The sequence below is a fragment of the Brevibacterium sp. 1718 genome, from assembly GCF_051131255.1.
Classification (GTDB): domain Bacteria; phylum Actinomycetota; class Actinomycetes; order Actinomycetales; family Brevibacteriaceae; genus Brevibacterium; species Brevibacterium sediminis.
The window spans coordinates 1,977,618-2,001,051 of the sequence record NZ_CP186550.1 but is presented as its reverse complement, the minus strand read 5'-3'; the positions used below and the strand labels follow the sequence as shown (position 1 = coordinate 2,001,051).

Here is a 23,434-nt window from a genome sequence, read left to right as displayed (position 1 = left end):
ATTATTGCGCTGACAGCTGACGATTGCCTCACTCAGCCGGGCGCGCCGCGAGCGGCACTCAAGCCCGGCGGGGGCCGCCTCGGCGAACCTCGATGAGACCGACGATTCCGGCGAGGATGACGATGACGGCGATGGCGACGAACGCCCCCATCATCCCCCAATGCCAATTGCTCACCGCGGTGATCGAGAACGCCAGCGCGGTCATGATCGCAAGCCCCATCGAAGTGCCGATGCGCTGCCCGGTCTGGAGCACTCCTCCCGATGATCCGGCGTATCTCAGGGGGACCTCCTGCAGAGTGAGAGTCTGGTTGGGGCTGATGACCATGCCCTGCGCGGTGCCGATGAACGCCAGAGTCAGCAGCAACCACCACTCGCTGCCGATGCCCTGGGACAGGAGCGCGACGACGGCGATCGTGGCCACCAGACCGACGAAGCACAGCGCGATCCCCCAGACGACGAGGCGGCGCCCGATCTGGAAGACGAACCGTCCGGACACGTCGGCTGAGACCGCCGAGCACAGCGCGGCCGGCAGACCGATCATTCCCGCGGCCAGGGCTGTATGTCCCAGTCCCTGCTGCATGTACATGGCGACGAGGACCCAGACGCTGGTGACGCCGAGGAAATAGAGGGCGATGATGATCGAACCGTTGCTGAAGCTGCGGATGCGAAAGAGATCGAGATCGACCATCGGGGGACGGCCCAGATGCGCGTACCGACGTTCCCACCGGGTCCACACCCAGATCATGCCGATGCCGATCGGCAGGGACAGCCAGATGAACCAGCCCAGCGATGATTCGACGAAGGGCAGAAGGATGAGGAGGACACCGACGCCGAGGAGGATGACTCCCACGGGGTCGAGATCCTTGCCGCCATCGGAGTTCTTCGCATCCTGGTCGACGGCGGGTCGCCATGCGCCGGCAGGCAGCCAGGCCCGGGCGAGGATGAGAGAGGCGATGGCGAAGGGCACATTGACCAGGAAAGTCGCTCTCCAGCCGAGGTCGCTGCCGAACAGTGCGATGAGGGCACCGCCGAGCACAGGGCCGATGGCCACCGACAAACCGACGGTGGTGCCCATCAGCCCGAATGCACGACCGCGCGGCGGCCCCTGGAAATACTGCTGCAGCAGGCCCACGACCTGTGGGTTGAGGAATCCCGAGCCCAGCCCCATGGTCACTCGGGAGATATTGAGCGTCAGCGGATCCGGGGCGATTCCGGCCACCAGCGAGGACAGGCCGAACAGGCCGACTCCGATGGCGAACAGCTGTCCGCGTCCGAAGACGTCTCCGGCACGTCCGGCGGCGACGAGGACCACACCGAAGGACAGCGCATAACCGGTGAGCACCCATTGCAGCGCCGAAGTGGAAGCGTCGATATCAGCAGCGATCGACGGCAGGACGACGTTGATGCTGGACACCGACAGCAGGGACATGAAGAGGGGAACGAGGCCGATGAGGAGGATGCGCTTCTGCGTCTGCGTCATCTTCGTGCTCTCGCTCACGCGGCCCCCTCAGCTACTCATCGTCTCTGCCTCGTCTCATCCTACGTTCATGCAGTTCAGTTCGGCCCCGTGTCTCAGCTCTGTCCGGCAGGAACCCAGCCCAGGGCCGGCGCGACGTGCTGGGCAAAGGACTCGAGGATATGCAGGTTGTAGTCGACGCCGAGCTGACTGGGGATGGTGAGCATGAGGGTATCGGCTGCCGCGATCGCCGCGTCGGCCTTGAGCTCTTCGATCAGCTTGTCCGGTTCACCTGCGTAGGTACGGCCGAACGTCGACCGTGTGTCGTCGATGATGCCGATCTGATCCCCTTGGCCTGCCCCACGCCGACCGAAGTAGAGGTCGTCGAGGTCAGTGGTGATCGGGAAGATGCTGCGGCTGACGGACACTCGTGGAGTCCATCCGTGCCCCGCGGCGCTCCATGCCTGACGGTACCTGGCGATCTGCTCGGCCTGCAGGTCTCCGAATGCGGCGCCTGTCGCCTCGGTGAGCAGAGTCGAACTCATCAGGTTCACACCCTGATGTGCAGCCCATTCGGCGGTGGAGGCGGACCCGGCTCCCCACCAGATGCGGCGTTCAAGGCCAGGGGAATGCGGTTCGATGCGCAGACGCTTCCCCGAACCGAACTGCTCCGGATCGGCCGGGGCAAGTTCCTCGCCGCGGACGGCCCGGAGGAACCGATCGAACTTCTCTCTGGCCATGTTCGCGGCCTTCGGCTCGGTGAGATCCTCGTAGCCGAACGCCTCCCATCCGCGCAGGGCAGGCTCCGGGGACCCGCGACTGATGCCCATCGCCACTCGCTGGTCGGAAAGCAGATCGAGGGCGGCGGCCTCCTCGGCGAGGTAGAGCGGGTTCTCATATCTCATGTCGATGACCCCGGTGCCGACCTCGATGTTGCTGGTCTTCGCGGCGATCGTCGCCAGCAGCGGAATGGGAGAGGCCGCCTGGGTCGCGAGATGGTGGACTCGGAAGTAGGCGCCGTTGACGCCGAGCTCGTCGGCACCGACGGAGATCTCCACCGCATCGCGCAGCATCCGCCCGGCGTCGAGGTCGCCGCCAAGGTCGTAGTGACCGAAACTGAGGAATCCGAAAGACTTCATGCCAGATGAACCCGCCGCGTGCAGAGCCTATTCCCCAGCCACGTCGACGACCCCGAGCGCGGTGTCGGGCAACGACGAAGGCCCCGTCCTAACGGACGGGGCCTTGGCTGCTCCCCCGGCTGGGCTCGAACCAGCGACCCTTCGATTAACAGTCGAATGCTCTGCCAACTGAGCTACGGAGGAATGCCGCAGTTTCCTGCGGACGTGTGTTCCAGCTTAGCAAACCCCCGGGCCGGCGAACAAAACCGTGACGAGTGCTTTAGCTCACAGCATTGAGGGTGCTTCGGCCACGGCGCTGAGGGTTTCCCCACCTGTCGCCGCAGGGTTGCCTTACAGTCAGGACAAACACAGTCTGCGGCCATCTTCGCCGCCGCCTCGCGCGATAGACTCGAAGCGATCCGCTCTCCACATCTACACCGTCGATACCGGAAGACTCATCGTGACCATAGTGGCAATCGCCCTCGCCGTCCTCGCGGCCGTGGCACTGGCCTATGGCGCCTTGTATCAGCACGATGCGGTCGCCGGGCAGGATGACTCCCACAACGGCCTGAGCTGGGCCCATTTCACCGAACTGCTGCGCAATCGTCGGTGGCTGCTCGGACTGATCATCCTCGGAGTGGGAACGGCGGGCAATTTCGTGGCCCTGGCGCTGGCTCCGGTGATGGTCGTGCAGCCGATCGGAGCGTTCTCACTCATCGTCTCGGTGCTGCTCGGCGTCCGCCACCGTGGGCTCAAGGTCAACAGGCGACTCGTCCAGTCAGTCGTCTGGTGTACCGCCGGGGTGACGCTCTTCGTCGCGCTATCGGCGACGACGGCACAATCGGAGGTCCACCTCGGAGCCGATGCGATGCCGCTGTTCTGGATCACTGCCGTTGCCGTGGCGGTCGGCCTGGTGATCGTGGTGGTCTTCCGCCACGCCCCTCAGCTCGTGCTCATCATCGCCGCCGGCCTGCTGTTCGCCTGTGTGGCGACGAACGCTCACCTGGTCAGCGTCCAGTTCCTCCAGGCCGGACTCGACCAGGTCACCTGGATCAACGTCGCGGCGCTGCTGGCGGCAGTTGCCCTGGGGTCCCTGTTCGTCCAGAATTCCTATGCCGCGGGCCCCCCGGAGATGGTCATCGCCGGCCTGACCGTCATCGACCCGATCGGTGCCGTGATCCTCGGCACCGTCGTCCTCGGCGAGGCGGCTCACTCCCCCGTCTGGCTCATCATCCTCATCTCTCTCACCGGATTGGTCGCCTGCGCAGCCGTCGTTGTATTGTCGCGGTATCATCCCGATGTCAGAGATCGAGAAGCTCAGCGCAGGAACGCCCGCCGTTCCGACACCATGACCGACACCGAGGAGAGCTGAATCCTGTCTGCGCACCGTCCCACCCCGAAACGCCGCATCCTCATCCCGGCGGAGACGTACGCCCCCGAAGTCAATGGTGCCGCGAAGTTCGCCGAGCGCTTGGCCGAAGGTCTCGCCGCTCGCGGGAATGATGTCCACGTGGCCTGCCCCTCGGCCACGGGCAAACCCTCGGTCAGTGTCGAGAACGGGGTCACCGTCCACCGCCTCACCGCTCACAGATGGCCTCTGCACCCGACGTGGATGATCTGCATGCCGTGGGAGACGAAGCCCGAGCTCTCGCGACTCCTCGACAGCGTCCGCCCCGATGTCGTGCATACTCAGGCGCATTTCGTCATCGGCCGCTATGCCTTCTCCGAATCGATCAGGCGCGGAATCCCTGTCGTGGCCACGAACCACTTCATGCCCGACAACGTCCGCCCCTATCTCAAGGCTCCGAAGGCCGTTCTCGACGGCGGCACCGCCATCGCCTGGTGGGATCTGCGCCGGAAGTTCCAGTCCGCCGATTTCATCACGGTTCCGACGCAGCTGGCCGCCGATCTGCTCACCGAGAACGGGTTCTCCTCGCCCATCAGGGCGGTGTCCTGCGGGATCGACCTGGAACGCTTCGCTCATCTGCGCGAACTCGACTGCGCCGCGTCGCGGGCCGTTCCCCCGCGTGTTCTCTTCGTCGGCCGACTCTCCTCGGAGAAGCACGCCGCCGACATCGTCGAGGCCGTGGCGAAGACCGATCCAGCGCTGGGGCTCGAAGCCGATATCGTCGGCGGTGGTGACCAGGAGGAGCCGCTGAAGCAGCTGGCTGTCGAACTCGGCATCGCCGATCGTGTGCATGTGCTCGGGAAGATCAGTGACGAGGCGCTCATGGAGGCCTACCAGCGCTGCACCTTCTTCTGCATGCCCTCGACCGCTGAGCTGCAGTCCATCGCTACGCTGGAGGCGCTGGCGTCGCGCAAACCCGTGGTCCTCGCCGATGCGGTGGCTCTGCCGCACCTCGTCCGCGACGAAGTCAACGGGTACCTGTTCCCGCCGCGCGACACAGATGCGCTGGCTGACCGGTTCACCCGTATCTGCCGAATGCCCGATGATGAACTCGATGCCATGTCGAAGGCGTCGCTCGACGTCGTGGCCAAACACGATATCGAATACACTCTCGACACGTTCGAAGCGATCTACGACGGAGTCATCCGAGACGCCGTCGACTCGTCAGCAGCCTGATGAAGAAGCGGCCTGACGAGGCGCCGGCATGAGCGGATTCGGCCCTAGGAACCCGCAGGCGGGATGAAGACCGTCGGCGTCGTGGACATCCGGGCGAAATCGATGCCGCTGACCATATCGTCGACGGATCTCCACGGGCCACCGTCTCCGGCGAATCCCAGCGACTGCTGCATCCAGGCGAAGAGGTCCTCGTTGGTCCATCCGAGGCCGCACAGCTGCTGATAAGTCACCGCTCCATCACGTTTGGCCAACCGCTGACCGCACTCGTTGAGCACCAGCGGAACATGCACCCAGCCCGGTTCGGCCAGACCAAGCAGCCGAGCCAGATACGCCTGCCTGGGTGCCGAAGAAGCGAGATCGTCCCCGCGCAGGATCTCGTCGATTCCGGTCGCTGCATCATCGACGACGACGGTGAGATTGTAGGCGAAGACACCGTCACCTCGCCGCAGCACGAGATCGTCGACGACCGCCTCCACCCGGCCGAGCAGCACATCGTCGATGCTGTGAACTCGATTGTCCGCGCGCAGACGCAGCGCCGGCCGCCGGTCGTTCGCTTCGAGCCTCAGCCGGGCGGACTCGCGCTCCTCTTCCCCGAGGCGGCGACAGGTCCCCGGGTAGGCTCCGGGTGGTGCGTGCGGTGCACTGGGGGCCTGAGCGATGTCTTTGCGTGAGCAATAGCATTCGTAGACGAGTCCGTCCGCCTCCAGCCTCGCAAGCGCAGCGGCGTATTCGGCAGTGCGTTCGGATTGGACCAGCGGCGCCTCGTCCGGGACGACGCCGAGATCGGCGAAGACCTGAAGCTGTGAGGCGGCCGCGCCGACCTTCACCCGATCGAGGTCTTCGATCCGCCACAGGAATCGCCGGCCCGTCTGCCGGGCACGCACATAGCTGAGCAGCCCGGAGCGGATATTGCCGATGTGGAGGTCACCGCTCGGGCTCGGAGCGAAACGGCCGGCCCCGCCGCCTCGAGGTCTCTCCGTCACTGATGGGCCACGAGATCGCCGTACTGCGGGAACCGCTCGAGGTAGTCCTGCACGTACGAACAGGTCGGCACGAGGGTCGACTCGTCGGCCCGAATGAGGTCGAGCACCCGAGTGACGAGGGTACGGGCGAAGCCTCGTCGGGAGAAGCCTTCGGAGATGATCGTGTGCTGGAGTTCCAGGGTGTGGTCATCGATGACCTGGTAGGCGAGGAACCCGATGAACTCTCCCGGTGTCTCATCGGTGAACAGCTCGTACCGTTCGCGGTCGATGTTCTTCACTACTCGAACCGGTGTGGGGCTGAGTTGAGGCTGTGGCATTGATGCACTCCTTCATGGCCGACTCCTATGTGAACGATACATGGTCGAACGAGGGCCCGGTCGCTGCCGACCGGGCCCTGTTCGCGACTGCAGAGTCAGTCGACGATCTTCGAGGTCAGGCCGTCGGCCTCGGTGTCGGCGGTGGTCTTGCGCTGGAGTCGGGACTCGAGCCAGCGGGCGAACCCGGCGACGATCATGTTGATGATGATGAACAGTGCCGCACCGACGATGAACGTCGGCAGCAGGTTGTTGTACTCACGACCGATGAGGTTCACCTGGTAGAGCAGGTCTTGATACGTGACGATGAAGCCCAGGGCCGAATCCTTCAGGAGCACGACGATCTGGGCGATGATCGTCGGCATCATCGCTCGCAGCGCCTGCGGCATGAGCACCAGGCTCATCACCTGCCCCGAGCGCAGCCCGATCGCCATGGCCGCTTCACGCTGCCCGGTGGGGACGGCGAGAATGCCTGCGCGGATGATCTCGGCCAGCACCATTCCGTTGTAGAGAGTCAGGCCGAAGACGACCGACCAGAAGGCACCGATCTCGTTGCCGAAGAGGAGGAACATCGCGAAGATGAGCAGCAGCACGGGCACGCCGCGGAAGAATTCGAGGACGATCGTTCCGGGAACCGAGATGACTTTCTTGTGTGAGAGCCGCAGGAGGGCGAAGACCACTCCGACCACCAAGGCAAGGACCGATGCCACGACCGCGACTTTGAGGGTCGCGAGCATGCCTTGGAGAAGGACGGTCTGAATCTGCGCGAAGGTGAAGGGGTACCACTTCTCGGGTTCGAGCTGACCGGCGTCGGCGAATTTCCAGATCACAAACGCCACGAGAGCCAACAGCACGATCAGCGACACGATCGAGAGGATGATGTTGTTCCGGCGGGACTTCGGCCCCGGTTCGTCGAACAGCACTTGAGTGGGTGCGCTCATCGCAGAATCACCAGCTTCTTCTCCAGGTAGTCGAAGACACGGCCGAGCAGCAGAGCCAGGATCAGATAGGCCAATGCGGTGCCGAACAGAATCGGGATGACGAGGTCACCGCGGATTTCGATGGCATTGCGCATCGCGGAGATCAGCTCTCGGTTGTTGAACGCCGAAGCGATCGAGGTGTTCTTGAGCATCGCGATGATCACACTGCCCAGGGGCGGGATGACCGTTCGGAAGGCCTGAGGCAGAACCACTTCGCTCAAGGTCTGTCCGAAACTCAGGCCTACTGCGCGGGCGGCTTCGGCCTGTCCGACGGGAATCGTCGAGATTCCCGACTTCAGCGTCTCCGCAACGAAGCACGCGGTGTAGGCGATGAGAGCGATCGTGGCGTAGACGAAGGAGTTGAAAGAACTCGTCGACCCGAATCGGATGTCGAGGAACGGCAGTCCGAATGCACAGAAGAACATCACGAGCGTCAGCGGAGTGTTCCGGACGACGTTGATGTACGTCGATGCGGCGATGCGCAGCACCGGGGTCGGTGAGACACGCATGGCGGCGAGTACCGTACCGAGGATCATCGATCCGATCAGGGCGACGGTGAAGAGTCTGATCGTTCCCCACGCGCCGGAGAGGAACATCTGGAGAAGCTCCAGGAAATCCATGGCAGATTCCTTAATCGATGCGAGGGCACCGCACGGTGCCCTCGCATCATGTCAATCTGTGGACTGGGTCAGTAGCGGTCGACCTTGGGCATGTCGACACCATCGGTGGATCCGAGTGTGTATTCGAATGCCTTCTTCCAATCGCCGTCGTCCATGCCCTTCTCCAGAGCATCGTTGACCGCGTCCCGCAGGGCCTTGTCGTCCTTGGGCAGTCCGACACCGTAGGGCTCCTCGGTGAAGGGCTTGCCGACGACTTTGAATTCGCCTTCGTACTGCTTGGCATAGCCGCGCAGGATCGCGTCATCGGTGGTCACCGCGTCGACGGATCCCGACTGCAGGTCGGTGACGCACTTCGAGTAGGCATCGTAGGTGACGAGTTCGGCCTTCTTGTACTTGTCCTTGATGTTCTGTGCCGGAGTCGAACCGTCGACGGAGCAGACCTTCTTGCCGTCGAGGTCCTCAGGGCCGGCGATATCGGAGTCCTCGGCCACGAGCAGATCCTGACCGGCGACGTAGTACGGCCCGGCGAAGTCGACGACCTTCTTGCGCTCGTCGTTGATCGTGTAGGTGGCGACGACCATGTCGACGTTGCCCTGCTGCAGGAACGGCTCACGGTTGGCCGAGACGGTCTCCGTGTACTTGATCTGGTCGGGCTTGAAACCGAGCTGTGCGGCGACCATCTTCGCGATCTCGATATCGAAGCCCTCGGGCGTCTTCGATCCGGCCGAGACGTTGCCGAGACCCGGCTGATCGTACTTCACGCCGATGGTGATCTCGCCGGCGTCCTTCGCCGCCTTCCACGTCTTCGAGTCGGCGATGTCCGCGCTCTCGTTGACCGTGTATTCGGGTGCTTCTGCCTTGGCTCCGTCTCCGTCGGCAGGTGCATCCGGGGTTCCGCCCTGGCCGCAGCCGCTGAGTGCCAGCATTCCGATGGCCACCGAGGCGACCGCCAGTCTGAGCTTCTTCATGGTCTCTCCTTGTGAGTGAGGTGGTGCTGATTGAAAGCGGTTGTGTCAGTTGGTGAGGATCTTCGATAGGAAGTCTTTGGCTCGGGCGCTCTGGGGGTTCGTGAAGAACTCCTCGGGTTCGGAGACTTCGACGATCTCCCCGTCGGCCATGAACACCACACGATGGGCGGCTTTGCGGGCGAAGCCCATCTCGTGAGTGACCACGACCATGGTCATTCCCTCCTCGGCGAGTCCGACCATGACGTCGAGGACTTCGTTGATCATCTCCGGGTCCAACGCCGAGGTGGGCTCGTCGAAGAGCATCACCTTCGGCTTCATCGCCAGAGACCGGGCAATCGCAACACGCTGCTGCTGACCACCGGAGAGCTGAGCCGGATACTTGTCGGCCTGGTGGGCGACGCCGACGCGTTCGAGCAGCGCCATCGCCTGCTTGTCCGCCTCGGACTTCGGGATCTTGCGTACCTTGATCGGTCCCAGAGTGACGTTCTCAAGGATCGTCTTGTGGGCGAAGAGGTTGAAGGCCTGGAACACCATGCCGACGTCGGAGCGCAGCTGAGCCAGGGCAGCGCCTTCGGCGGGCAGTTCCCTGCCATCGATCGTGATGCTGCCGGAGGTGATGGTCTCCAGCCGATTGATCGTCCGGCACAGGGTCGATTTGCCCGAGCCGGAGGGGCCGATGACGACGACGACCTCGCGTTCGGCGATATCGAGGTTGACGTTCTTCAGCGCATGGAAGTCGCCGTAGTGCTTCTCGACATTGCTCAAGGACACCAGTGGTGGTGATTCAGCTCTCATATGTTGTGATCCTAGTGAATATGGGCGCGCAGAAGAACGGCACGCCCCGGGCAGACAGAACTGCAACCGACTTGTGACCTCGAGCACTCATCCGGCTGCAGTTCCTGCCTGGATGTGCCCGTCGCCCTCAGGCGTCGGCCGTGTGAGCGAGCTTCTCGCCCTCTCTGCGCAGCTCGATCTTGCGGATCTTGCCCGATACGGTCATCGGAAACGACTCACGGACTTCGACATAGCGAGGGATCTTGAAATGAGCGAGTCTGCCGGAGCAGAACTCACGGACCTCGTCGGCGGTGAGCGAGTCGAATCCGTCCTTGAGGATCACCCACGCCATGAGCTCCTCGCCGTACTTCTCATCGGAGACGCCGACGACCTGGACGTCGCGGATCGCGGGATGATGGTAGAGGAATTCCTCGACCTCGCGCGGATAGATGTTCTCGCCTCCGCGGATGACCATGTCCTTGATCCGTCCGGAGATGTCGACGTACCCATCGTCGTCCATGATGGCCAGGTCGCCGGTGTGGATCCAGCGAGCCGCATCGATGGTTTCGGCCGTCTTGTCCGGCTGATTCCAGTAGCCGAGCATGACAGCGTATCCGCGAGTGCAGAATTCGCCCTTCTGGCCGCGCGGAACGGTCTGTCCGGTGACGGGGTCGACGATCTTGATCTCCAGGTGGGGCATGACTCGGCCGACCGTCTCGGTGCGCTTCTCCAGTGAGTCATCCACTCGCGTCATCATCGACACCGGCGCGGTCTCCGTCATGCCGTAGCAGATGGCGACTTCGGACATGTTCATATCGTCGATGACTCGACGCATCGTATTGACCGGGCAGGGCGAACCGGCCATGACACCGGTGCGCAGCGAGGAGAAGTCGAATTCCGCGAACTGCGGATGCTCGAGTTCCGCGATGAACATCGTCGGTACACCGTAGAGCGAGGTGGCCTGCTCTTCGGTGACCGCCCGCATCGTCGCCACCGGGTCGAAGGCGGGAGCCGGAAGCACGATCGCTGCGCCATGGCTGAGTGCGGCCAGGTTGCCGATGACCATGCCGAAGCAGTGGTAGTACGGCACGGGAACGACCACGGTGTCGGCGGGGGTGTACGAGAGCATCTCGCCGATGAAGAAGCCGTTGTTGAGGATGTTGTGGTGGCTGAGCGTCACGCCCTTGGGGAATCCGGTCGTTCCGGACGTGTATTGGATGTTGATCGGATCATCGGCCGAGAGGTCGTCGATGAGCTGCTGCAACCGCACCGCGTATTTCGCCCCTTCGTCGTCGAGCATCTCGCGACCCTGCTCGATGAGGTGGGCGAAGGATTCGCGCTCGCCCACCGTGACACCGCCGATGAGGTCCTCGGTGACAGTGTCGAGGAAGACGAGGTCGAGGCCGGGGATCTTGGCCGCCACCTCGGTGGCGATGGCATGGAAGTCCGAGTGCGGAGGTGCGACGATCTGCGAGATCATCAGGCTCATTCCGGACTGTTCGACGACGAACTCGAGTTCGTGGCTGCGGTAGGCGGGGTTGACGTTGACGAGGATCGCCCCGATCTTCGCCGTGGCGTACTGGACGAGCGCCCATTCACCGACGTTCTGCGCCCAGATGCCGACGCGGTCGCCCTTCTTCACCCCACGTTCGAGAAGACCGATGGCCAGTGCGTCGGTATCACGATCGAAGTCGGAGTACGTCCACCTCCGGTTCGAATGCCGATCGACCAATGCCAGCGCTTCGGGATTCTCGGCTGCGGTGCGTTTGATGTGCTCGGCGATGGTGATCCCGAGCAGCGGTTCCGTCGAAGTTCCCGACGAGTAAGACAATTCGGACACTGCGGTGTGCTCCCTTGCATGCCAATTTTCACTGTGACTGATTGCACACTATTCCGTCACGGTCCCGCATGCAAAAGCTGAGGAGGAATTCAGCGGCCTCACCTGCGGATTCGGGGTCGACCTGCCCGATGGGAGCCGAGTGGGCGACGCTTCCGTTCTCGACCAGAACCAGGGAGTCGGCCAAGGCGGTGACATCGTCGACGTCATGAGTGACGAGCAGTGCACTGCGCCCCTTGAGCAGTCGGGCCACCACTTGCCGGGTCTCGACTGCCACATCCACGTCGAGGGCGGCGAGAGGCTCGTCGAGCAGCAGCAGCTTCGGCTCGACGACGAGAGCACGAGCCAGGGCGATGCGGGCGGCCTGCCCGCCGGAGACGGCGTCCGGTCTGCGGTTCGCGCACTGCCCCACGCCGAGGCGGTCGAGCATCGCCTGCGCGCGTCCATGTGCGGCGCCGCGAGACGCGCCCAAAGCCCGCAGACCGAAGCTGACGTTCTCGATGACGTTGAGGTGCGGGAACAGGAGCGGGTTCTGCGCGAGATGGACGATGCCGCGATCGTGGACGGGTGGCCACAGGCCCGCGGCGATATCGAACACCGTGTCCTCCCCGATGCGGAGTCGTCCGGAGTCGGGCACGAGGGCTCCGGTGAGTACCTGGAACAGGGTGGATTTTCCGGCCCCGTTGCGACCGATGATTGCGGTGGTTTCCGGTCGAGGCGAACTGAGATCCAGTGCGATTCCACGGGCACTGAGTCGGATTTCGGCACTGATGCCCTGCCCGGGGTCAGCGGATTGCGCGTCTGTGCTCTCCGCTCCCCCACGTTCGGATACATCCGTCGGGGAGCGCGGGGCCGCCTCGGCGGGGGCGGCGGCCGGGACCGTGGCGGCGGGAGTGGGCGTCGGGGAACTGCGCGGGGACTTCAGGCGGGGAGCGTGCGGGGACCGGTAGGCGAGGATGATGATGAGCACGGCGATGGCGATGAGCAGGAGCGAGAGGCCGATGGCTGCCTGCGGGTCGGATTCGCGCACGAGATAGATCTGCAGCGGCATCGTCCTGGTGACGCCGGACAGCGACCCGGCGAAGGTCAGCGTCGCCCCGAACTCGCCGAGCGAGCGAGCGAAGCACAGCACGGCACCCGTGATGATCCCGTGTCGGAGCAGCGGCAGGGTGACGGTGAAGAAGACGCGATTGGGTTTCGCGCCGAGCTCGGCGGCGGTGAGCTCATAGCGGCGGCCGAGCCCAGCGGTGGCGGTCTCGACAGACATGACCATGAACGGCAGGGACACGAAGACCTGCGCCATAATCACCGCCGAGGTGGTGTAGGCGAGGCTGAGGCCCGCCGCCTCGAGTCCGCCGCCGAGGATGGCCGACCGGCCCCAGGTGTAGAGCAGTGCGAGTCCGCTGACCACCGGTGGCAGCACGAGGGGCAGCAGGATGAGGGTGCGGACGATGCGCTGGCCGGGGAACGTTCGGGTGGCGAGCAGGTACCCGAGGGGAAAGCCGATGAGGACGCTGATGAGGGCCGAGGTCACCGAGGTCAGCAGGGACAGCTTCATCGCCAGTCGGGATTCCTCGGCCGCGATCACGGCAAGCAGACCCTGCGGTTCAACCCGGGTGAGCAGGCCGATGATCGGCAGGAGCAGGAAGACGATGCCGATGACGGCGGGCAGCCACAGCCAGCCCGGGATGAGCGGATCCGATCTGAGCCGCCTCTCTCGGCGGGGCGGGGACGTCTCCGGTGAGTTCGGGGAGGGCGCGGGCATTGTCAGCCTGCGGCGAAACCGGCGTCGCGCAGCAGCTTCTGGGCTGTGTCGGAGCCGAGGAACTTCACGAAGGCATCGGCTTGGTCCTGGTTCTCGCTGGCCTTGACGGTGGCGGCCGGGTACTTGTTGATGACCTTGTCTGCGCCGTCGAGATCGACCTGTTCGACCTTGCCGTCGCCACGGGCGATATCAGTGACGTAGACGATTCCCGCATCGGCCTGTCCGGCGCCCACCTTGCCGAGGACATCGGTGACCGAGTTCTCTTCGCTGACCGGATCGAGTTCGACGTCATTGGTCTCGGCCCACTTCTCCGTCGCGGCTCCGCAAGGCACCTGAGGCGCGCAGACGACGAGGTCATTGCCGGAGAAGTCCTTGGAGCTCTTGATCGCCTTCGGATTGCCGTCGGCCACGGCCAGGGTGAGCGTGTTCGAAGCGAACATCTCAGGATCGCCGGCGAGCAGATCGTCGTTCTCCAGCGTGTCCATGGTCTTCTCATCAGCGGTGGCGATGACGTCGGCGGGGGCGCCTTCGGAGATCTGGGAGACCAGGTCGGACGATCCGGCGAAGGAGAACTTCACCTCGGGTGCGTTCGGGTCGGCGGCCGTGAACTCATCGGCGATGTCTTCGAAGACTTCGGTGAGCGAAGCGGCGGCGAAGACGGTGATCTCTTCCGGTTGGTCCGCTTCGGCCCCCGTGTCGGGTCCGGAGGAGCAGGCGGTCAGGGTCAGGGCTGCGACGGTGCAGAGCCCCAGCAGGGTTTTCTTCATACCCCCATTGAACCCGCAGATGCGGTTCCGTGTCGACTTCAGTTCCGATTATGAGACTCGGATAATTTGCGCAGCACGGAAGAGTCGGCTGCCCCTCACGAACCCGGGACGGTGTCGATCGACACCATCGTCGCCTTCACCGAGGCGGTCGCGAGGCTTCCCGGTTCGAGCTCGAGTTCGCGACAGGCTTCGGCCGACATCAGCGATACCACGCGGAAGGGACCGCACTGCATGCTGACCTGGGCCATCACTCCGTCGATGTTGACGTCTGTGACGAGTCCGGCGAAGCGGTTGCGCGAGGAGCTCACGACGCCGCTGGGATCGGGCAGAGCCCCGGACGATGTTTGGGCGAGGGCGGCGAGCTCACTGCCTTCGACGACCGCCCGGTTCGACGCGTCTTTGTGTTGGGAGAGGCGACCATCGGCGACCCACCGGCGAACCGTGTCATCGCTGACTCCGAGGAAGCGTGCCGCATCGCTGATACGCAGTCGTGTCATTCGAGGGCTCCTACCCATTCGTCCGTGCCATCGCTGAAGTGCTGGTGTTTCCAGATCGCGACCCGGGCCTTGACCTCGTCGATGAGCTCGGAGCAGGCACGGAAGGAATCCTGCCGGTGAGCGGAGGCGACGACCGCGGCCAGGGCCACGTCGCCGATCTCGAGGTCACCGACGCGGTGGACGACGGAGAGCCTGACCGCGGGATGACGGGCAGCGACGTCTGCCGCCACCTCGGCGATCTGTGTTGAGGCCAGGGGGTGGTATTCATAGTGCAGTCGGCTCACTCCACGGCCTTCATCGTGGTCGCGGATGACACCGGAGAAGCTGACGGCGGCACCACAGGCGTCGGTGAGGACCTCGGGTTCGAGCTCCTGGGTCGAAATCGGGGTCTCGACGACTCCTGTGGTCACGACGGTTCCGGTGCTCATGACTCTCGTGTCCAATCGCCGCTCTTTCCGCCGGTCTTCTCGATGACCTTGATGTCGCCGATCACGGCTCGACTGTCGACGGCTTTGATCATGTCGAAGATCGTCAGCGCCGCCGTGGTCACAGCCGTCAGCGCTTCCATTTCGACGCCAGTCTTCGACACAGTCTTGACCGCGGCAGTGATGGCCACCGCGTCCTCGCGGAGTTCGAACTCCACATCGATTCCCGTCAGCGGCAGCGGATGGCACAGCGGGATGAGGTCGCTGGTGCGCTTGGCGCCCATCACGGCCGCGATGCGGGCCACGGGCAGGGCATCGCCCTTGGGCAGTCCCGCCTCGGTGATGAGGTCGATGACCTCGGACCGAGTGGTGATGAGGCCGGACGCGACGGCCCGGCGCTTCGTGACGTCCTTGTCGCCGACATCGACCATCTGGGCCGTCCCCGATGCGTCGACGTGGCTGAGTTTCATGCGATCTTCCACGTCATCAGCCTATCTTCCATAGCTGAGAACGGATCGCCTGTGCCCGCCTCCTCGGGTGAGACGAAGACGAGATGGCTGGCTTCGGCATAGCTGTGCAGCAGGTGGGATCGGGAGTCGCCGACGAACTCGAGGCCTGCCTCAGTCAGTCTGGCACGGCGGACCTGCAGCTTTCCGGCTGGAGGGGCTTCGTCGAATCCGTGGGCCAGTCGGTGGTGGGCGACTTCCCGGGGTGCTTCATGATCGGCCAGCCCGAGCAGGGCGGGGCGGATGAAGAGCTCGAAGCTGATGAGTGTGCTCACCGGGTTGCCGGGAAGTGCCACCCACGCGTGGTCGGCCAGACGTCCGCAGCCCTGCGGCCCCCCGGGCTGCAGGGCGATCGGTTCGAAGGTCATCGAAGAGCCCGCATCGAGATCGGCAGCGAGTTTGACGACTTCGTGCGCTCCCTTCGAGATGCCGCCGGTCGAGATGACCAGCTGAGCGTCGCTGTCGCGGACTCGGTCGAGCAGCTGCTGCGGGTCGTCGGGGACGAACGCGACCTCGGTGTCGACACCGAGGCGGCGCAGCCCGGAGCTGAGCGTCACGGAATTCGCGTCGTTGATCCCGGCGGCCGCCTCGGCGGCGATCTCATCACCCGTGCTCACGACGAGGACACGCGGCAGGCCGAGCACGGGCAGTTCGTTCACTCCACACGCGGCGGCCACGCCGAGGTGAGCGGGCGTCAGCATGGTGCCCGCGCTCAACACGGTCTGACCGGCGCTCACGTCGGAGCCGCGGGGGCGGACGAATGCTCCCGGGCGCGGTTCCGCATGAGCGTCGAGGGTGATGGATAGGGTGATGGATTCGGCACCGAAGCGTCCCGGCGAGGTGTCTTCGATCTTGACGACCATATCGGTTCCCTGCGGCAGCGGTGCCCCGGTCATGATCTCCACCGCGGTGCCCGGCTGGACTGTCTCACCACGGGACCCCGCTGCGACGCGACCGCATACGAGAATCGGGCTTCCGCCCATCTCTTCCACGGTGGCCGCGGCCAGGGCGTAGCCGTCCATGCTCGAGTTGTCGAAGCCGGGCACATCGATCGGCGATTCCACATCGGCGGTCAGTCGCCTCGGCGCTTCCAGCAGTGAACTCAGCGGCAGGCTCACCGGACCGGTCAGCGGCGATATGATTTCGGATATGCGCTCACGATGCATCTTCGCAGTAGTCATGGGACGATGATATCGACACGCTGTTCAAGGAGGATGACGCAATGGAGAAGATCGGCCTGCCCATGCCGGTGCTGAGAACTCCGACGGTCGACCCGGGCGAGGAGTTCACCGCTCATAAGGAGGACTCACTGCTCGACACCTTCGATCGCCGCGCTCGCGACCTCCGCATCTCCCTCACGGACTTCTGCAATCTGCGCTGCACCTACTGCATGCCGGAAGAGGGCGTCGAATTCATGTCCCGCGACTCCGCGATGTCCGGTGACGAGATCGTCCGCTTCGTCCGCATCGCCGTGGAGAAGTTCGGTGTCGACCAGGTCCGATTCACCGGCGGTGAACCTCTCACCCGCAAGGACATCAACGAGATCATCGCCGGTGTCGCGGCACTGGAGCCGCGACCGAACATCGCACTGACGACGAACGCGATCGGTCTGGACAAACGCGCCGCGGGACTGAAGGAGGCGGGACTGGATCGCATCAACGTCTCTCTCGACACGATCGATCCGGAGACCTTCGCGACCATGACCCGGCGCCCGTTCCTCAAACGTGTGCTCGAGGGCATCGACGGGGCGAAAGCCGCGGGACTCAACCCCGTGAAGATCAACGCCGTGCTGCTGCCGGGAGTCAACGACGCACAGGCTCCTGATCTTCTGCAGTGGTGCCTCGAACAGGATCTGAGCCTGCGGTTCATCGAACAGATGCCCCTGGACGCCGGACATTCCTGGGAGCGGACGACGATGATCACCGCCGCCGACATCTTCGCCCTCCTCGAACCCCGATTCGTGCTCACCCCGGATTCGGCCCCGCGGAACGGCGCCCCGGCCGAGAAGTTCCTCGTCGCCGATCGACGCCGTCCCGATTCGATCCTCGGCACTGTCGGCATCATCGCTTCGGTCACGCGTCCCTTCTGCGCCGACTGCACTCGCACCCGCCTGACCGCGGAAGGACGTGTGCGCACCTGCCTGTTCTCCCGCACCGAGGTCGATCTGCTCACGGCGATGCGCGACGGCGCCTCCGACGAATCGATTGCGAACCTGTGGAAGGGTGCGCACTGGAAGAAGCTCGCCGGTCATGGGATGGACACGGATTCGTTCGAGCAGCCACAACGACCCATGAGCGCCATCGGAGGATAAGTGCCCACCATCACCGTTCGGTTCTTCGCCGCAGCCCGGGAGGCCTTCGGCGCCCGCGAATCACAGATCCGTGCCGGGTCCGTCGATGAGCTCGTCACGACACTCGCCGAGGCGGCCGACCCCCAAGCCGCGACCGTGCTGTCGCGCTCGAGCTTCCTCGTCAATTCCGTGGCCGCCACCGATCGGTCCGTGAAACTGTCCGACGGTGACACCGTCGATGTCCTCCCGCCGTTCGCCGGCGGGTAGGACCTTGAACGGCGAGATCGGTTGAAGCCTCGTCAGCTCTGCTCTGGAGCCGCCTGTGACAGATAGGCGAGATATCCGCCGTTGACCGAGGTCACCGCGATGCCGTGAGAGCGCAGCTGCGCGGCGGTCTTCGCCGAGCGCACCCCCGAGCGGCAGTAGAGGGCGATACCGTGCGGCCGTGCTGGAGCGGCATCAGAGAAGGCGGACGTGTCCGCTGTGTCGGGAGTCGGCAGGCGGCTGGGATCGGCGAGCAGCTCGTCCATCGGAATGTGAATGGCACTGGGGACCATCCCCGAGGCGACCTCATCGTCATCGCGGATGTCGACGAGGATGGAGTCGGCGTCGACGTCCGCCCAGGTGACGGTGGCCGGCCCCAGAAGGCTTTCCCCTGTGGTCGGGCCGGCTATTCTCTCTGCGGTGTCGTCGGTCTTGAGTGAGTCGAACGTGTGCTGGGCGTAGTCGCCGCGGTGCTGCCCGAGGTCTGTCACCGGAGGCCTGCCCGGAATCGGTCGCACCGGGACCGTCTCCCAACTGGTGTCGAGGCTGCTGTGGATGGCCACGCTGTTGACGAGCGGTGTGCCGATTCCGGTGAGCACCTTGATGGCCTCCATCGCCATCGCGGATCCGATGCTTCCGCACAGGGGCCCGAGGACTCCGGCGACCGAACAGTCGGGCACACTGCCCGGAGCCGGAACCTCGGGGTAGAGGTCGCGCAGTGTGGCGCCGCGTTCGGCATCGAAGACGGCGACCTGACCGTCGAAACCGAGGATCGTCCCCCAGACGAGTGGGATTCCGAGAATCTCACAGGCATCGTTGGCAAGGTAGCGGGTGGCGAAGTTGTCGCTGCCGTCGACGACGATGTCGACGCCTTCGAAGAGTTCGAGAGCGTTGTCCGGAGTGAGCAGCTGCGGAATCGTCCGGACCTCGATCGACGAATTGATCCCGTTCATCCGCTGCCGGGCGGAATCGATCTTACGAGTGCCGATGGCCGCCTCGGTGTGGATGACCTGGCGATGCAGATTGCTCAGCTCGACGACATCGGGATCGATCACGGTGATCGTGCCGATGCCGACGGCCGCGAGGTAGCTGAGTATCGGGGCGCCGAGTCCCCCGGCACCGATGACGAGAACATGCGAGTCGAGCAGTGCGGCCTGCGCGCTTTCACCGAATCCGGACAGTCGGATCTGCCGGGCGTAGCGGGTCCGGTCGGCAGGACTCAGGCGTGAAGTCGACATGGCCCCATCCTAATCCGGAAGGGAGGGAGGGAAGGCGTCAGCACTCGAGGTAGTCGATGGCCGTGCCTGCGCACAGTTCTGCTGAACCATGCGGGGTATCGGTGCCGCGCGGGATTCTGATGATCACATCGGCCGCGGCGAAGTTCGGAAGCCTGGACCGGTCGGCAGGGAGGATCTCCCCTGATTCGGTGAAGGTGCCGGGACGGAAAGTGGCGGCGTTTCCGTGTGTTCGCAGACCGGGTCCTGCGAGAAGTCCCTTCCGCCATCTCCGTCGCAGGCTCTTCTGGGTCAGCAGCGAGCCGACGAAGAGGTGGAAGGCGACGAAGGCTCCCTGTGGAGTGCCGGGCAGATGGATGAGCGGCAGAGTGCCGCGGCGTCCGAAGCCCTGAGGCGATCCGGGTCGCATATCCAATCGGCGGAACGTCGAATGGTCGGGTTCCAGGACCTGACGGACGACTTCGAAGGCACCGGCGCTGATACCTCCGGTTGTCACCACGAGGTCGGCCTCGGCGCTCATCGACGTGAGCACACCTCGCAGCTCGTCGGCGTCGTCGCTGCACGTGGCTTCGATGGGTTCGGCACCGAAGCCGCGGACTGCGGCGGCGAGCATCGGCAGGTTCGAATTGAAGATCGAGGAGGCGTCCGCCTCGGTGCGACTCTCACCTGTCTGGTCGGCACCCTGGATTTCGTCCCCGGTGACGATCAGACCGATGCGGGGTCTGCGGAGAACTTCGATCTCGGTGATGCCGAGCATCGCCAGCACGCCGACTCCGGCCGAGGTGATCCGCTCCCCGGCGGTCAGGACGATGTCGCCCCGGCACATGTCCTCACCGATCGAGCGGATGTTCCACCCGGGCGGGACAGCGGCGGGGAGGGAATCGATTCGGATGGCTTCGGGAGCCGGCCCGGTCTGTCGAGCGTCGGTCAGCTCGACAGGGACGACCGCCTCGGCGCCGGAGGGAACGGGAGCGCCGGTCATCACGCGCACGGCACATCCCGTCTGCAGCGTGACGGCGGAATGTCCGGCGGGAGTGTCGCCGACGACTCGAATGGCATTCCCGTCGCGGGCGGAGTTCAGGGCGGCGCCGTCGAGGGCGAATCCATCCATCGCTGAGGCGGCGAAGTCGGGCACCGATCGCGGAGCTCTGATGTCCGAGGCCGTGGTGCGCCCGACGGCGCTGCGTACCGGCGTCGTCTCGGTGTGGAGATTCGGTGCCAATTCGGCGATGAGCTCGGAGTAGTCCTCTGGGTCCAATGATGTCCTTCCCTCGCTCCGATCCTACTTGTGAATCGGCGGAGCCAGACGCGATGATTCGGTGCGGCACTGGTCGAAGTTCCGGTGCGGCTCGGGCCGGGTTCGTCTACAGTGTGGAGCGTGGACACTGACCGAGCAGTAACCATCGAATCCTCACAGTTGAAACCGCTCAGCTGGGAGGCCGCTGCGGCTGCCTCGCTGGCGGTCTCGGCGGTTGTGCTCTTCGGCCTGGGAACGACGTTTCCGCAGGTCCGCGCCTTCGGATACGCACCGATGCTCGCGGCCCTGATCATCGCGTGGAGTGTCAATCGGAGTTTCGCCAGAGACCTCAGCATCATCGCCGCGTGTCTCGCTCTCATCTCGGCGATATCGGTCGAAGCCGATATCTCGTGGTCGAACATCGCACGCATGGGCGTTGTGCTCTCGGCCGTCGTCATCGGCCCTTGGCTCGTGACTCGTTATGTGTTCGAAGACAAGACGATCCAGTTTCCGCTGCGTCGCGGCCAGCCCTGGTCGCGGCTGGAGTGGGCCTGGCTGGTCTTCGTCGTTGTGGTCGCCTGGGCAGTGCTGCCGCAGTACTTCATGCGCACCGGGGTCTACCTCAACTGGCCTCCGCTGACGAACTGGTCGGAGATCATCCGACTGTTCTTCGGGGTCAACGCCGTGGGCATCTGGGACGAGCTGTTCTTCATCTGCACGGTATTCGCCCTCTTGCGCAAACACTTCTCGTTCTGGACCGCGAACGTATTCACCACGATCATCTTCGTCTCGTTCCTCTGGGAGCTCGGCTACCGGTCGATCGGTCCGCTGCTGACGATCCCCTTCGCACTCGTGCAGGCCTTCATCTTCACTCGCACGAAATCGCTGCCGTATACGGTCACGGTGCATCTGCTCTTCGACGCGCTCGTGTTCCTCACGATCGTCCACGCCCACCATCCTGACGCGCTGCCCATCTTCATCGGCGTCTGACTGTTGCAGGCAGCCTCTCGATGCCCGGCATCTGTCACCCGAACTCGTATAACCTGCCGGTGGCACCGCACCCCTCACCCGTCCGGCCACACCCTCGTGCTGCAACGCTCTGAAGCGACACTGCGGGTGAGGGATGCCCGCCCGGAAACGACGAAGGCTCCTGTGAGGCGGTGACCCACAGGAGCCTTCGGACTGCGCTGGCTATGCGCGAAGCTACTGAATCAGCGGATTCCGCGCAGCAGCCCCAGCATCGGCTTCGTCAGCGTCAGCGCGAGCAGGCCGAGCACGACCGACGATCCGCCGACCGACAGCCAGTAGGGTGCCTGGTTGCCGGCGTCGAAGTACCCGCCGAGCACACCGGACAGTGCCGTACCGACACCCGAGGCAAGGAAGAACACGGCGATCATCTGCGACTGGAAGACCTTCGGAGCGACCTTCGTCGAGAACGACAGGCCCACCGGCGAGATGAGCAGCTCACCGAAGACGAACACGGCCAGGGTGAGAACCACCCACAGCAGCGGAGTCTCATTGGGACCGGCCTCAGCGAAGGGCAGGAACATGAGGAAGCCGATGCCGATGAGCACGAGAGACAGTCCGGCCTTGACCGGTGTCGAGATCTGCTTGGGTCCGAGCTTCATCCACATCGTCGCGAACAGCGGGGCGAAGACGATGACGAAGAACGCAGGGATCAGCTGGATCCAGTTGATCGGCATCTCCCACCCGAAGATCGAACGGTTGAGCTGTGTATCCGAGTAGACGGTCAGAACGCCGAAGATCTGCTGGTACATCGACCAGAACACCACAACCGTCAGGAAGAACGGGATGAAGGCGAGGACACGAGAGCGTTCGTCGGAGTTCGTCTGCGGCGAGGTGTACATGACGATGAAGTAGCAGGCGGCCGCTCCGGCAGAGATCCCGGCGATCCACCAATCGAGGTTCTCCGGGTTGACGATCTTCGTCATCCACAGAATGACGGCGAGGAGAATGACGACCACGACGGCCACGATGAAGAGGTAGAGCTTGTTCTTCGGCAGCGGATTGACTGCAACACGAGACTCCGGCGGCAGGCTCTTGCGACCGGTGAGGTAGATGATCAGGCCGAGTGCCATACCGACCGCGGCGGCCCCGAATCCATAGTGGAATCCGATGTTCTTCTGCAGGAGTCCGGTGAGCAGCGGGCCGAGGAGGGCACCGATATTCACGCCCATGTAGAAGATGGTGAAGCCGGCGTCACGACGCGGGTCCTTCTCTTCGTAGAGTTCACCGACCAGTGCCGAGGCGTTCGCCTTGAGACCGCCCGAGCCGAGCGCGACAAGGATGAGGCCGACGGCCACTCCCCCGAAGCCGGGGATGAAAGCCAGGCAGATGTGACCGACCATGATGATGATCGCGGAGTAGAAGAGGACCTTCTCCGCTCCGGCGAGGCGGTCGGCGATCCAGGCGCCGAGGATCGTGGCGAGGAAGACCGCACCGCCGTACGCACCGACGATGCCCACGGCCGTACCCTGCTCCATCCCCATGCCGCCGTCGGTGACGCTGAAGTAGAGGTAGATCGCGAGGATGCCGTTCATCCCGTAGTAGGAGAATCGCTCCCACAGTTCCAGGCTGAACAGCTGCATGAGCGGCAGAGGGTGTCCAAAGAAGCGGGTATCGCTGCGGACGGCCTCGGTCGTCGAGGTGCTTGAAGACATTGTGTGCTTTCCGTAGTGGTGTGAGAGGCCACGATCCGTGGCGCATTTCACGATGGACCAGCGGACATCCTACTCCTCGGTTATGTCCCGGTCACACCTGGCAATGCCTGGGACACGCCGTCCCAAAACGCGG

Annotated in this window: 23 protein-coding genes and 1 tRNA gene; 5 read left to right on the top strand and 19 right to left on the bottom strand. The window is 64.3% G+C overall.

Translation table 11 applies throughout. The features are described 5' to 3' along the window. Positions 1 to 58 precede the first annotated feature (58 nt). The 3 genes from ACOZ9V_RS08975 to ACOZ9V_RS08965 form a co-directional block, all read right to left on the bottom strand. A complete protein-coding gene (locus ACOZ9V_RS08975; protein WP_180345525.1) occupies positions 59 to 1,480 on the bottom strand; it encodes an MFS transporter in 1,422 nt (473 codons plus the stop codon). A 92-nt stretch (positions 1,481 to 1,572) separates the two neighbouring features. Next, positions 1,573 to 2,595 carry an LLM class flavin-dependent oxidoreductase gene (locus tag ACOZ9V_RS08970; RefSeq protein WP_139467115.1) on the bottom strand — a complete coding sequence of 341 codons (1,023 nt, stop codon included), beginning with the start codon at positions 2,593 to 2,595 and terminating at the stop codon, positions 1,573 to 1,575. 110 nt (positions 2,596 to 2,705) lie between these two features. Further along, positions 2,706 to 2,778: transfer RNA gene (locus tag ACOZ9V_RS08965), tRNA-Asn, on the bottom strand. Positions 2,779 to 3,034: 256 nt separating this feature from the next. Between ACOZ9V_RS08965 and ACOZ9V_RS08960 the strand changes: the two genes are divergently transcribed. Together ACOZ9V_RS08960 and ACOZ9V_RS08955 are read left to right on the top strand one after the other, a co-directional pair. Beyond that, positions 3,035 to 3,946: a DMT family transporter gene (locus tag ACOZ9V_RS08960; RefSeq protein WP_229663917.1), complete on the top strand. Its 912-nt coding sequence runs from the start codon at positions 3,035 to 3,037 to the stop codon at positions 3,944 to 3,946. Beyond that, entirely contained in the window at positions 3,947 to 5,158 is a 1,212-nt protein-coding gene (locus ACOZ9V_RS08955) for a glycosyltransferase (RefSeq protein ID WP_318278510.1), read from the top strand. Between the two features lie 44 nt (positions 5,159 to 5,202). Here ACOZ9V_RS08955 and gluQRS read toward each other — a convergent pair whose 3' ends face one another. From gluQRS to ACOZ9V_RS08890, 13 genes are all read right to left on the bottom strand, one after another. After that, a complete protein-coding gene (gluQRS, locus tag ACOZ9V_RS08950) occupies positions 5,203 to 6,141 on the bottom strand; it encodes a tRNA glutamyl-Q(34) synthetase GluQRS (protein WP_181270479.1) in 939 nt (312 codons plus the stop codon). Continuing rightward, positions 6,138 to 6,458 carry a GNAT family N-acetyltransferase gene (locus ACOZ9V_RS08945; RefSeq protein WP_139467109.1) on the bottom strand — a complete coding sequence of 107 codons (321 nt, stop codon included), beginning with the start codon at positions 6,456 to 6,458 and terminating at the stop codon, positions 6,138 to 6,140. Before ACOZ9V_RS08945 ends, gluQRS begins: the two co-directional genes overlap by 4 nt. Positions 6,459 to 6,553: 95 nt before the next feature. After that, positions 6,554 to 7,396, bottom strand: a complete 843-nt coding sequence (locus ACOZ9V_RS08940) for an amino acid ABC transporter permease (RefSeq protein WP_139907983.1) — start codon at positions 7,394 to 7,396, stop codon at positions 6,554 to 6,556. Next, positions 7,393 to 8,055 (bottom strand): amino acid ABC transporter permease, encoded by a 663-nt coding sequence (locus ACOZ9V_RS08935; RefSeq protein WP_092014068.1) that lies wholly within the window; start codon positions 8,053 to 8,055, stop codon positions 7,393 to 7,395. The genes ACOZ9V_RS08940 and ACOZ9V_RS08935 overlap by 4 nt, the downstream gene beginning before the upstream one ends. 68 nt (positions 8,056 to 8,123) lie before the next feature. Continuing rightward, positions 8,124 to 9,023: a glutamate ABC transporter substrate-binding protein gene (locus tag ACOZ9V_RS08930; RefSeq protein WP_139467106.1), complete on the bottom strand. Its 900-nt coding sequence runs from the start codon at positions 9,021 to 9,023 to the stop codon at positions 8,124 to 8,126. Positions 9,024 to 9,068: 45 nt separating this feature from the next. Beyond that, positions 9,069 to 9,818, bottom strand: coding sequence for an amino acid ABC transporter ATP-binding protein (locus tag ACOZ9V_RS08925; RefSeq protein WP_374990246.1), 750 nt, complete (start codon positions 9,816 to 9,818; stop codon positions 9,069 to 9,071). A 127-nt stretch (positions 9,819 to 9,945) separates the two neighbouring features. Continuing rightward, complete coding sequence (locus ACOZ9V_RS08920; protein ID WP_172169332.1) at positions 9,946 to 11,637, bottom strand: AMP-binding protein; 1,692 nt, start codon at positions 11,635 to 11,637, stop codon at positions 9,946 to 9,948. 28 nt (positions 11,638 to 11,665) lie between these two features. Beyond that, positions 11,666 to 13,399: an ABC transporter permease gene (locus tag ACOZ9V_RS08915; protein ID WP_434595206.1), complete on the bottom strand. Its 1,734-nt coding sequence runs from the start codon at positions 13,397 to 13,399 to the stop codon at positions 11,666 to 11,668. A 2-nt stretch (positions 13,400 to 13,401) separates the two neighbouring features. After that, on the bottom strand, positions 13,402 to 14,166 hold the full coding sequence (gene modA / locus ACOZ9V_RS08910) for a molybdate ABC transporter substrate-binding protein (protein ID WP_434595204.1): 765 nt from the start codon (positions 14,164 to 14,166) through the stop codon (positions 13,402 to 13,404). Between the two features lie 95 nt (positions 14,167 to 14,261). Beyond that, complete coding sequence (locus ACOZ9V_RS08905) at positions 14,262 to 14,663, bottom strand: TOBE domain-containing protein (protein WP_434595202.1); 402 nt, start codon at positions 14,661 to 14,663, stop codon at positions 14,262 to 14,264. Then, positions 14,660 to 15,091 carry a molybdenum cofactor biosynthesis protein MoaE gene (locus ACOZ9V_RS08900; protein ID WP_139467095.1) on the bottom strand — a complete coding sequence of 144 codons (432 nt, stop codon included), beginning with the start codon at positions 15,089 to 15,091 and terminating at the stop codon, positions 14,660 to 14,662. The genes ACOZ9V_RS08905 and ACOZ9V_RS08900 overlap by 4 nt, the downstream gene beginning before the upstream one ends. After that, on the bottom strand, positions 15,088 to 15,558 hold the full coding sequence (moaC, locus tag ACOZ9V_RS08895) for a cyclic pyranopterin monophosphate synthase MoaC (RefSeq protein WP_139467425.1): 471 nt from the start codon (positions 15,556 to 15,558) through the stop codon (positions 15,088 to 15,090). Before moaC ends, ACOZ9V_RS08900 begins: the two co-directional genes overlap by 4 nt. Next, on the bottom strand, positions 15,555 to 16,775 hold the full coding sequence (locus ACOZ9V_RS08890; RefSeq protein ID WP_434595200.1) for a molybdopterin molybdotransferase MoeA: 1,221 nt from the start codon (positions 16,773 to 16,775) through the stop codon (positions 15,555 to 15,557). The genes moaC and ACOZ9V_RS08890 overlap by 4 nt, the downstream gene beginning before the upstream one ends. A gap of 41 nt (positions 16,776 to 16,816) precedes the next feature. Here ACOZ9V_RS08890 and moaA point away from each other — a divergent pair, with 41 nt between their 5' ends. Next, the gene (gene moaA, locus ACOZ9V_RS08885; protein ID WP_434595197.1) at positions 16,817 to 17,905 is read left to right on the top strand and encodes a GTP 3',8-cyclase MoaA; all 1,089 of its coding nucleotides are present in this window, start codon (positions 16,817 to 16,819) and stop codon (positions 17,903 to 17,905) included. Further along, positions 17,906 to 18,151 carry a MoaD/ThiS family protein gene (locus tag ACOZ9V_RS08880; protein WP_434595194.1) on the top strand — a complete coding sequence of 82 codons (246 nt, stop codon included), beginning with the start codon at positions 17,906 to 17,908 and terminating at the stop codon, positions 18,149 to 18,151. It begins immediately after the preceding gene. 32 nt (positions 18,152 to 18,183) lie between these two features. Here ACOZ9V_RS08880 and ACOZ9V_RS08875 read toward each other — a convergent pair whose 3' ends face one another. Further along, positions 18,184 to 19,386, bottom strand: coding sequence for a ThiF family adenylyltransferase (locus ACOZ9V_RS08875; RefSeq protein ID WP_434595191.1), 1,203 nt, complete (start codon positions 19,384 to 19,386; stop codon positions 18,184 to 18,186). 37 nt (positions 19,387 to 19,423) lie between these two features. After that, positions 19,424 to 20,641, bottom strand: a complete 1,218-nt coding sequence (locus tag ACOZ9V_RS08870) for a molybdopterin molybdotransferase MoeA (protein ID WP_434595189.1) — start codon at positions 20,639 to 20,641, stop codon at positions 19,424 to 19,426. Between the two features lie 111 nt (positions 20,642 to 20,752). Here ACOZ9V_RS08870 and ACOZ9V_RS08865 point away from each other — a divergent pair, with 111 nt between their 5' ends. After that, a complete protein-coding gene (locus ACOZ9V_RS08865; RefSeq protein WP_434595186.1) occupies positions 20,753 to 21,610 on the top strand; it encodes a CPBP family intramembrane glutamic endopeptidase in 858 nt (285 codons plus the stop codon). Positions 21,611 to 21,831: 221 nt separating this feature from the next. Here ACOZ9V_RS08865 and ACOZ9V_RS08860 read toward each other — a convergent pair whose 3' ends face one another. Beyond that, positions 21,832 to 23,301: a peptide MFS transporter gene (locus tag ACOZ9V_RS08860; protein ID WP_434595183.1), complete on the bottom strand. Its 1,470-nt coding sequence runs from the start codon at positions 23,299 to 23,301 to the stop codon at positions 21,832 to 21,834. Positions 23,302 to 23,434: the final 133 nt, after the last annotated feature.

Excerpts from the sequence above, each read along its gene's own strand:
- ACOZ9V_RS08975 (WP_180345525.1), bottom strand. The coding sequence starts at position 1,480 with ATGACGCAGACGCAGAAGCGCATCCTCCTCATCGGCCTCGTTCCCCTC.
- ACOZ9V_RS08970 (WP_139467115.1), bottom strand. The coding sequence starts at position 2,595 with ATGAAGTCTTTCGGATTCCTCAGTTTCGGTCACTACGACCTTGGCGGC.
- ACOZ9V_RS08945 (WP_139467109.1), bottom strand. The coding sequence starts at position 6,458 with ATGCCACAGCCTCAACTCAGCCCCACACCGGTTCGAGTAGTGAAGAAC.
- ACOZ9V_RS08940 (WP_139907983.1), bottom strand. The coding sequence starts at position 7,396 with ATGAGCGCACCCACTCAAGTGCTGTTCGACGAACCGGGGCCGAAGTCC.
- ACOZ9V_RS08935 (WP_092014068.1), bottom strand. The coding sequence starts at position 8,055 with ATGGATTTCCTGGAGCTTCTCCAGATGTTCCTCTCCGGCGCGTGGGGA.
- ACOZ9V_RS08930 (WP_139467106.1), bottom strand. The coding sequence starts at position 9,023 with ATGAAGAAGCTCAGACTGGCGGTCGCCTCGGTGGCCATCGGAATGCTG.
- ACOZ9V_RS08925 (WP_374990246.1), bottom strand. The coding sequence starts at position 9,818 with ATGAGAGCTGAATCACCACCACTGGTGTCCTTGAGCAATGTCGAGAAG.
- ACOZ9V_RS08915 (WP_434595206.1), bottom strand. The coding sequence starts at position 13,399 with ATGCCCGCGCCCTCCCCGAACTCACCGGAGACGTCCCCGCCCCGCCGA.
- modA (WP_434595204.1), bottom strand. The coding sequence starts at position 14,166 with ATGAAGAAAACCCTGCTGGGGCTCTGCACCGTCGCAGCCCTGACCCTG.
- ACOZ9V_RS08905 (WP_434595202.1), bottom strand. The coding sequence starts at position 14,663 with ATGACACGACTGCGTATCAGCGATGCGGCACGCTTCCTCGGAGTCAGC.
- ACOZ9V_RS08900 (WP_139467095.1), bottom strand. The coding sequence starts at position 15,091 with ATGAGCACCGGAACCGTCGTGACCACAGGAGTCGTCGAGACCCCGATT.
- moaC (WP_139467425.1), bottom strand. The coding sequence starts at position 15,558 with ATGAAACTCAGCCACGTCGACGCATCGGGGACGGCCCAGATGGTCGAT.
- ACOZ9V_RS08890 (WP_434595200.1), bottom strand. The coding sequence starts at position 16,775 with ATGACTACTGCGAAGATGCATCGTGAGCGCATATCCGAAATCATATCG.
- moaA (WP_434595197.1), top strand. The coding sequence starts at position 16,817 with ATGGAGAAGATCGGCCTGCCCATGCCGGTGCTGAGAACTCCGACGGTC.
- ACOZ9V_RS08875 (WP_434595191.1), bottom strand. The coding sequence starts at position 19,386 with ATGTCGACTTCACGCCTGAGTCCTGCCGACCGGACCCGCTACGCCCGG.
- ACOZ9V_RS08860 (WP_434595183.1), bottom strand. The coding sequence starts at position 23,301 with ATGTCTTCAAGCACCTCGACGACCGAGGCCGTCCGCAGCGATACCCGC.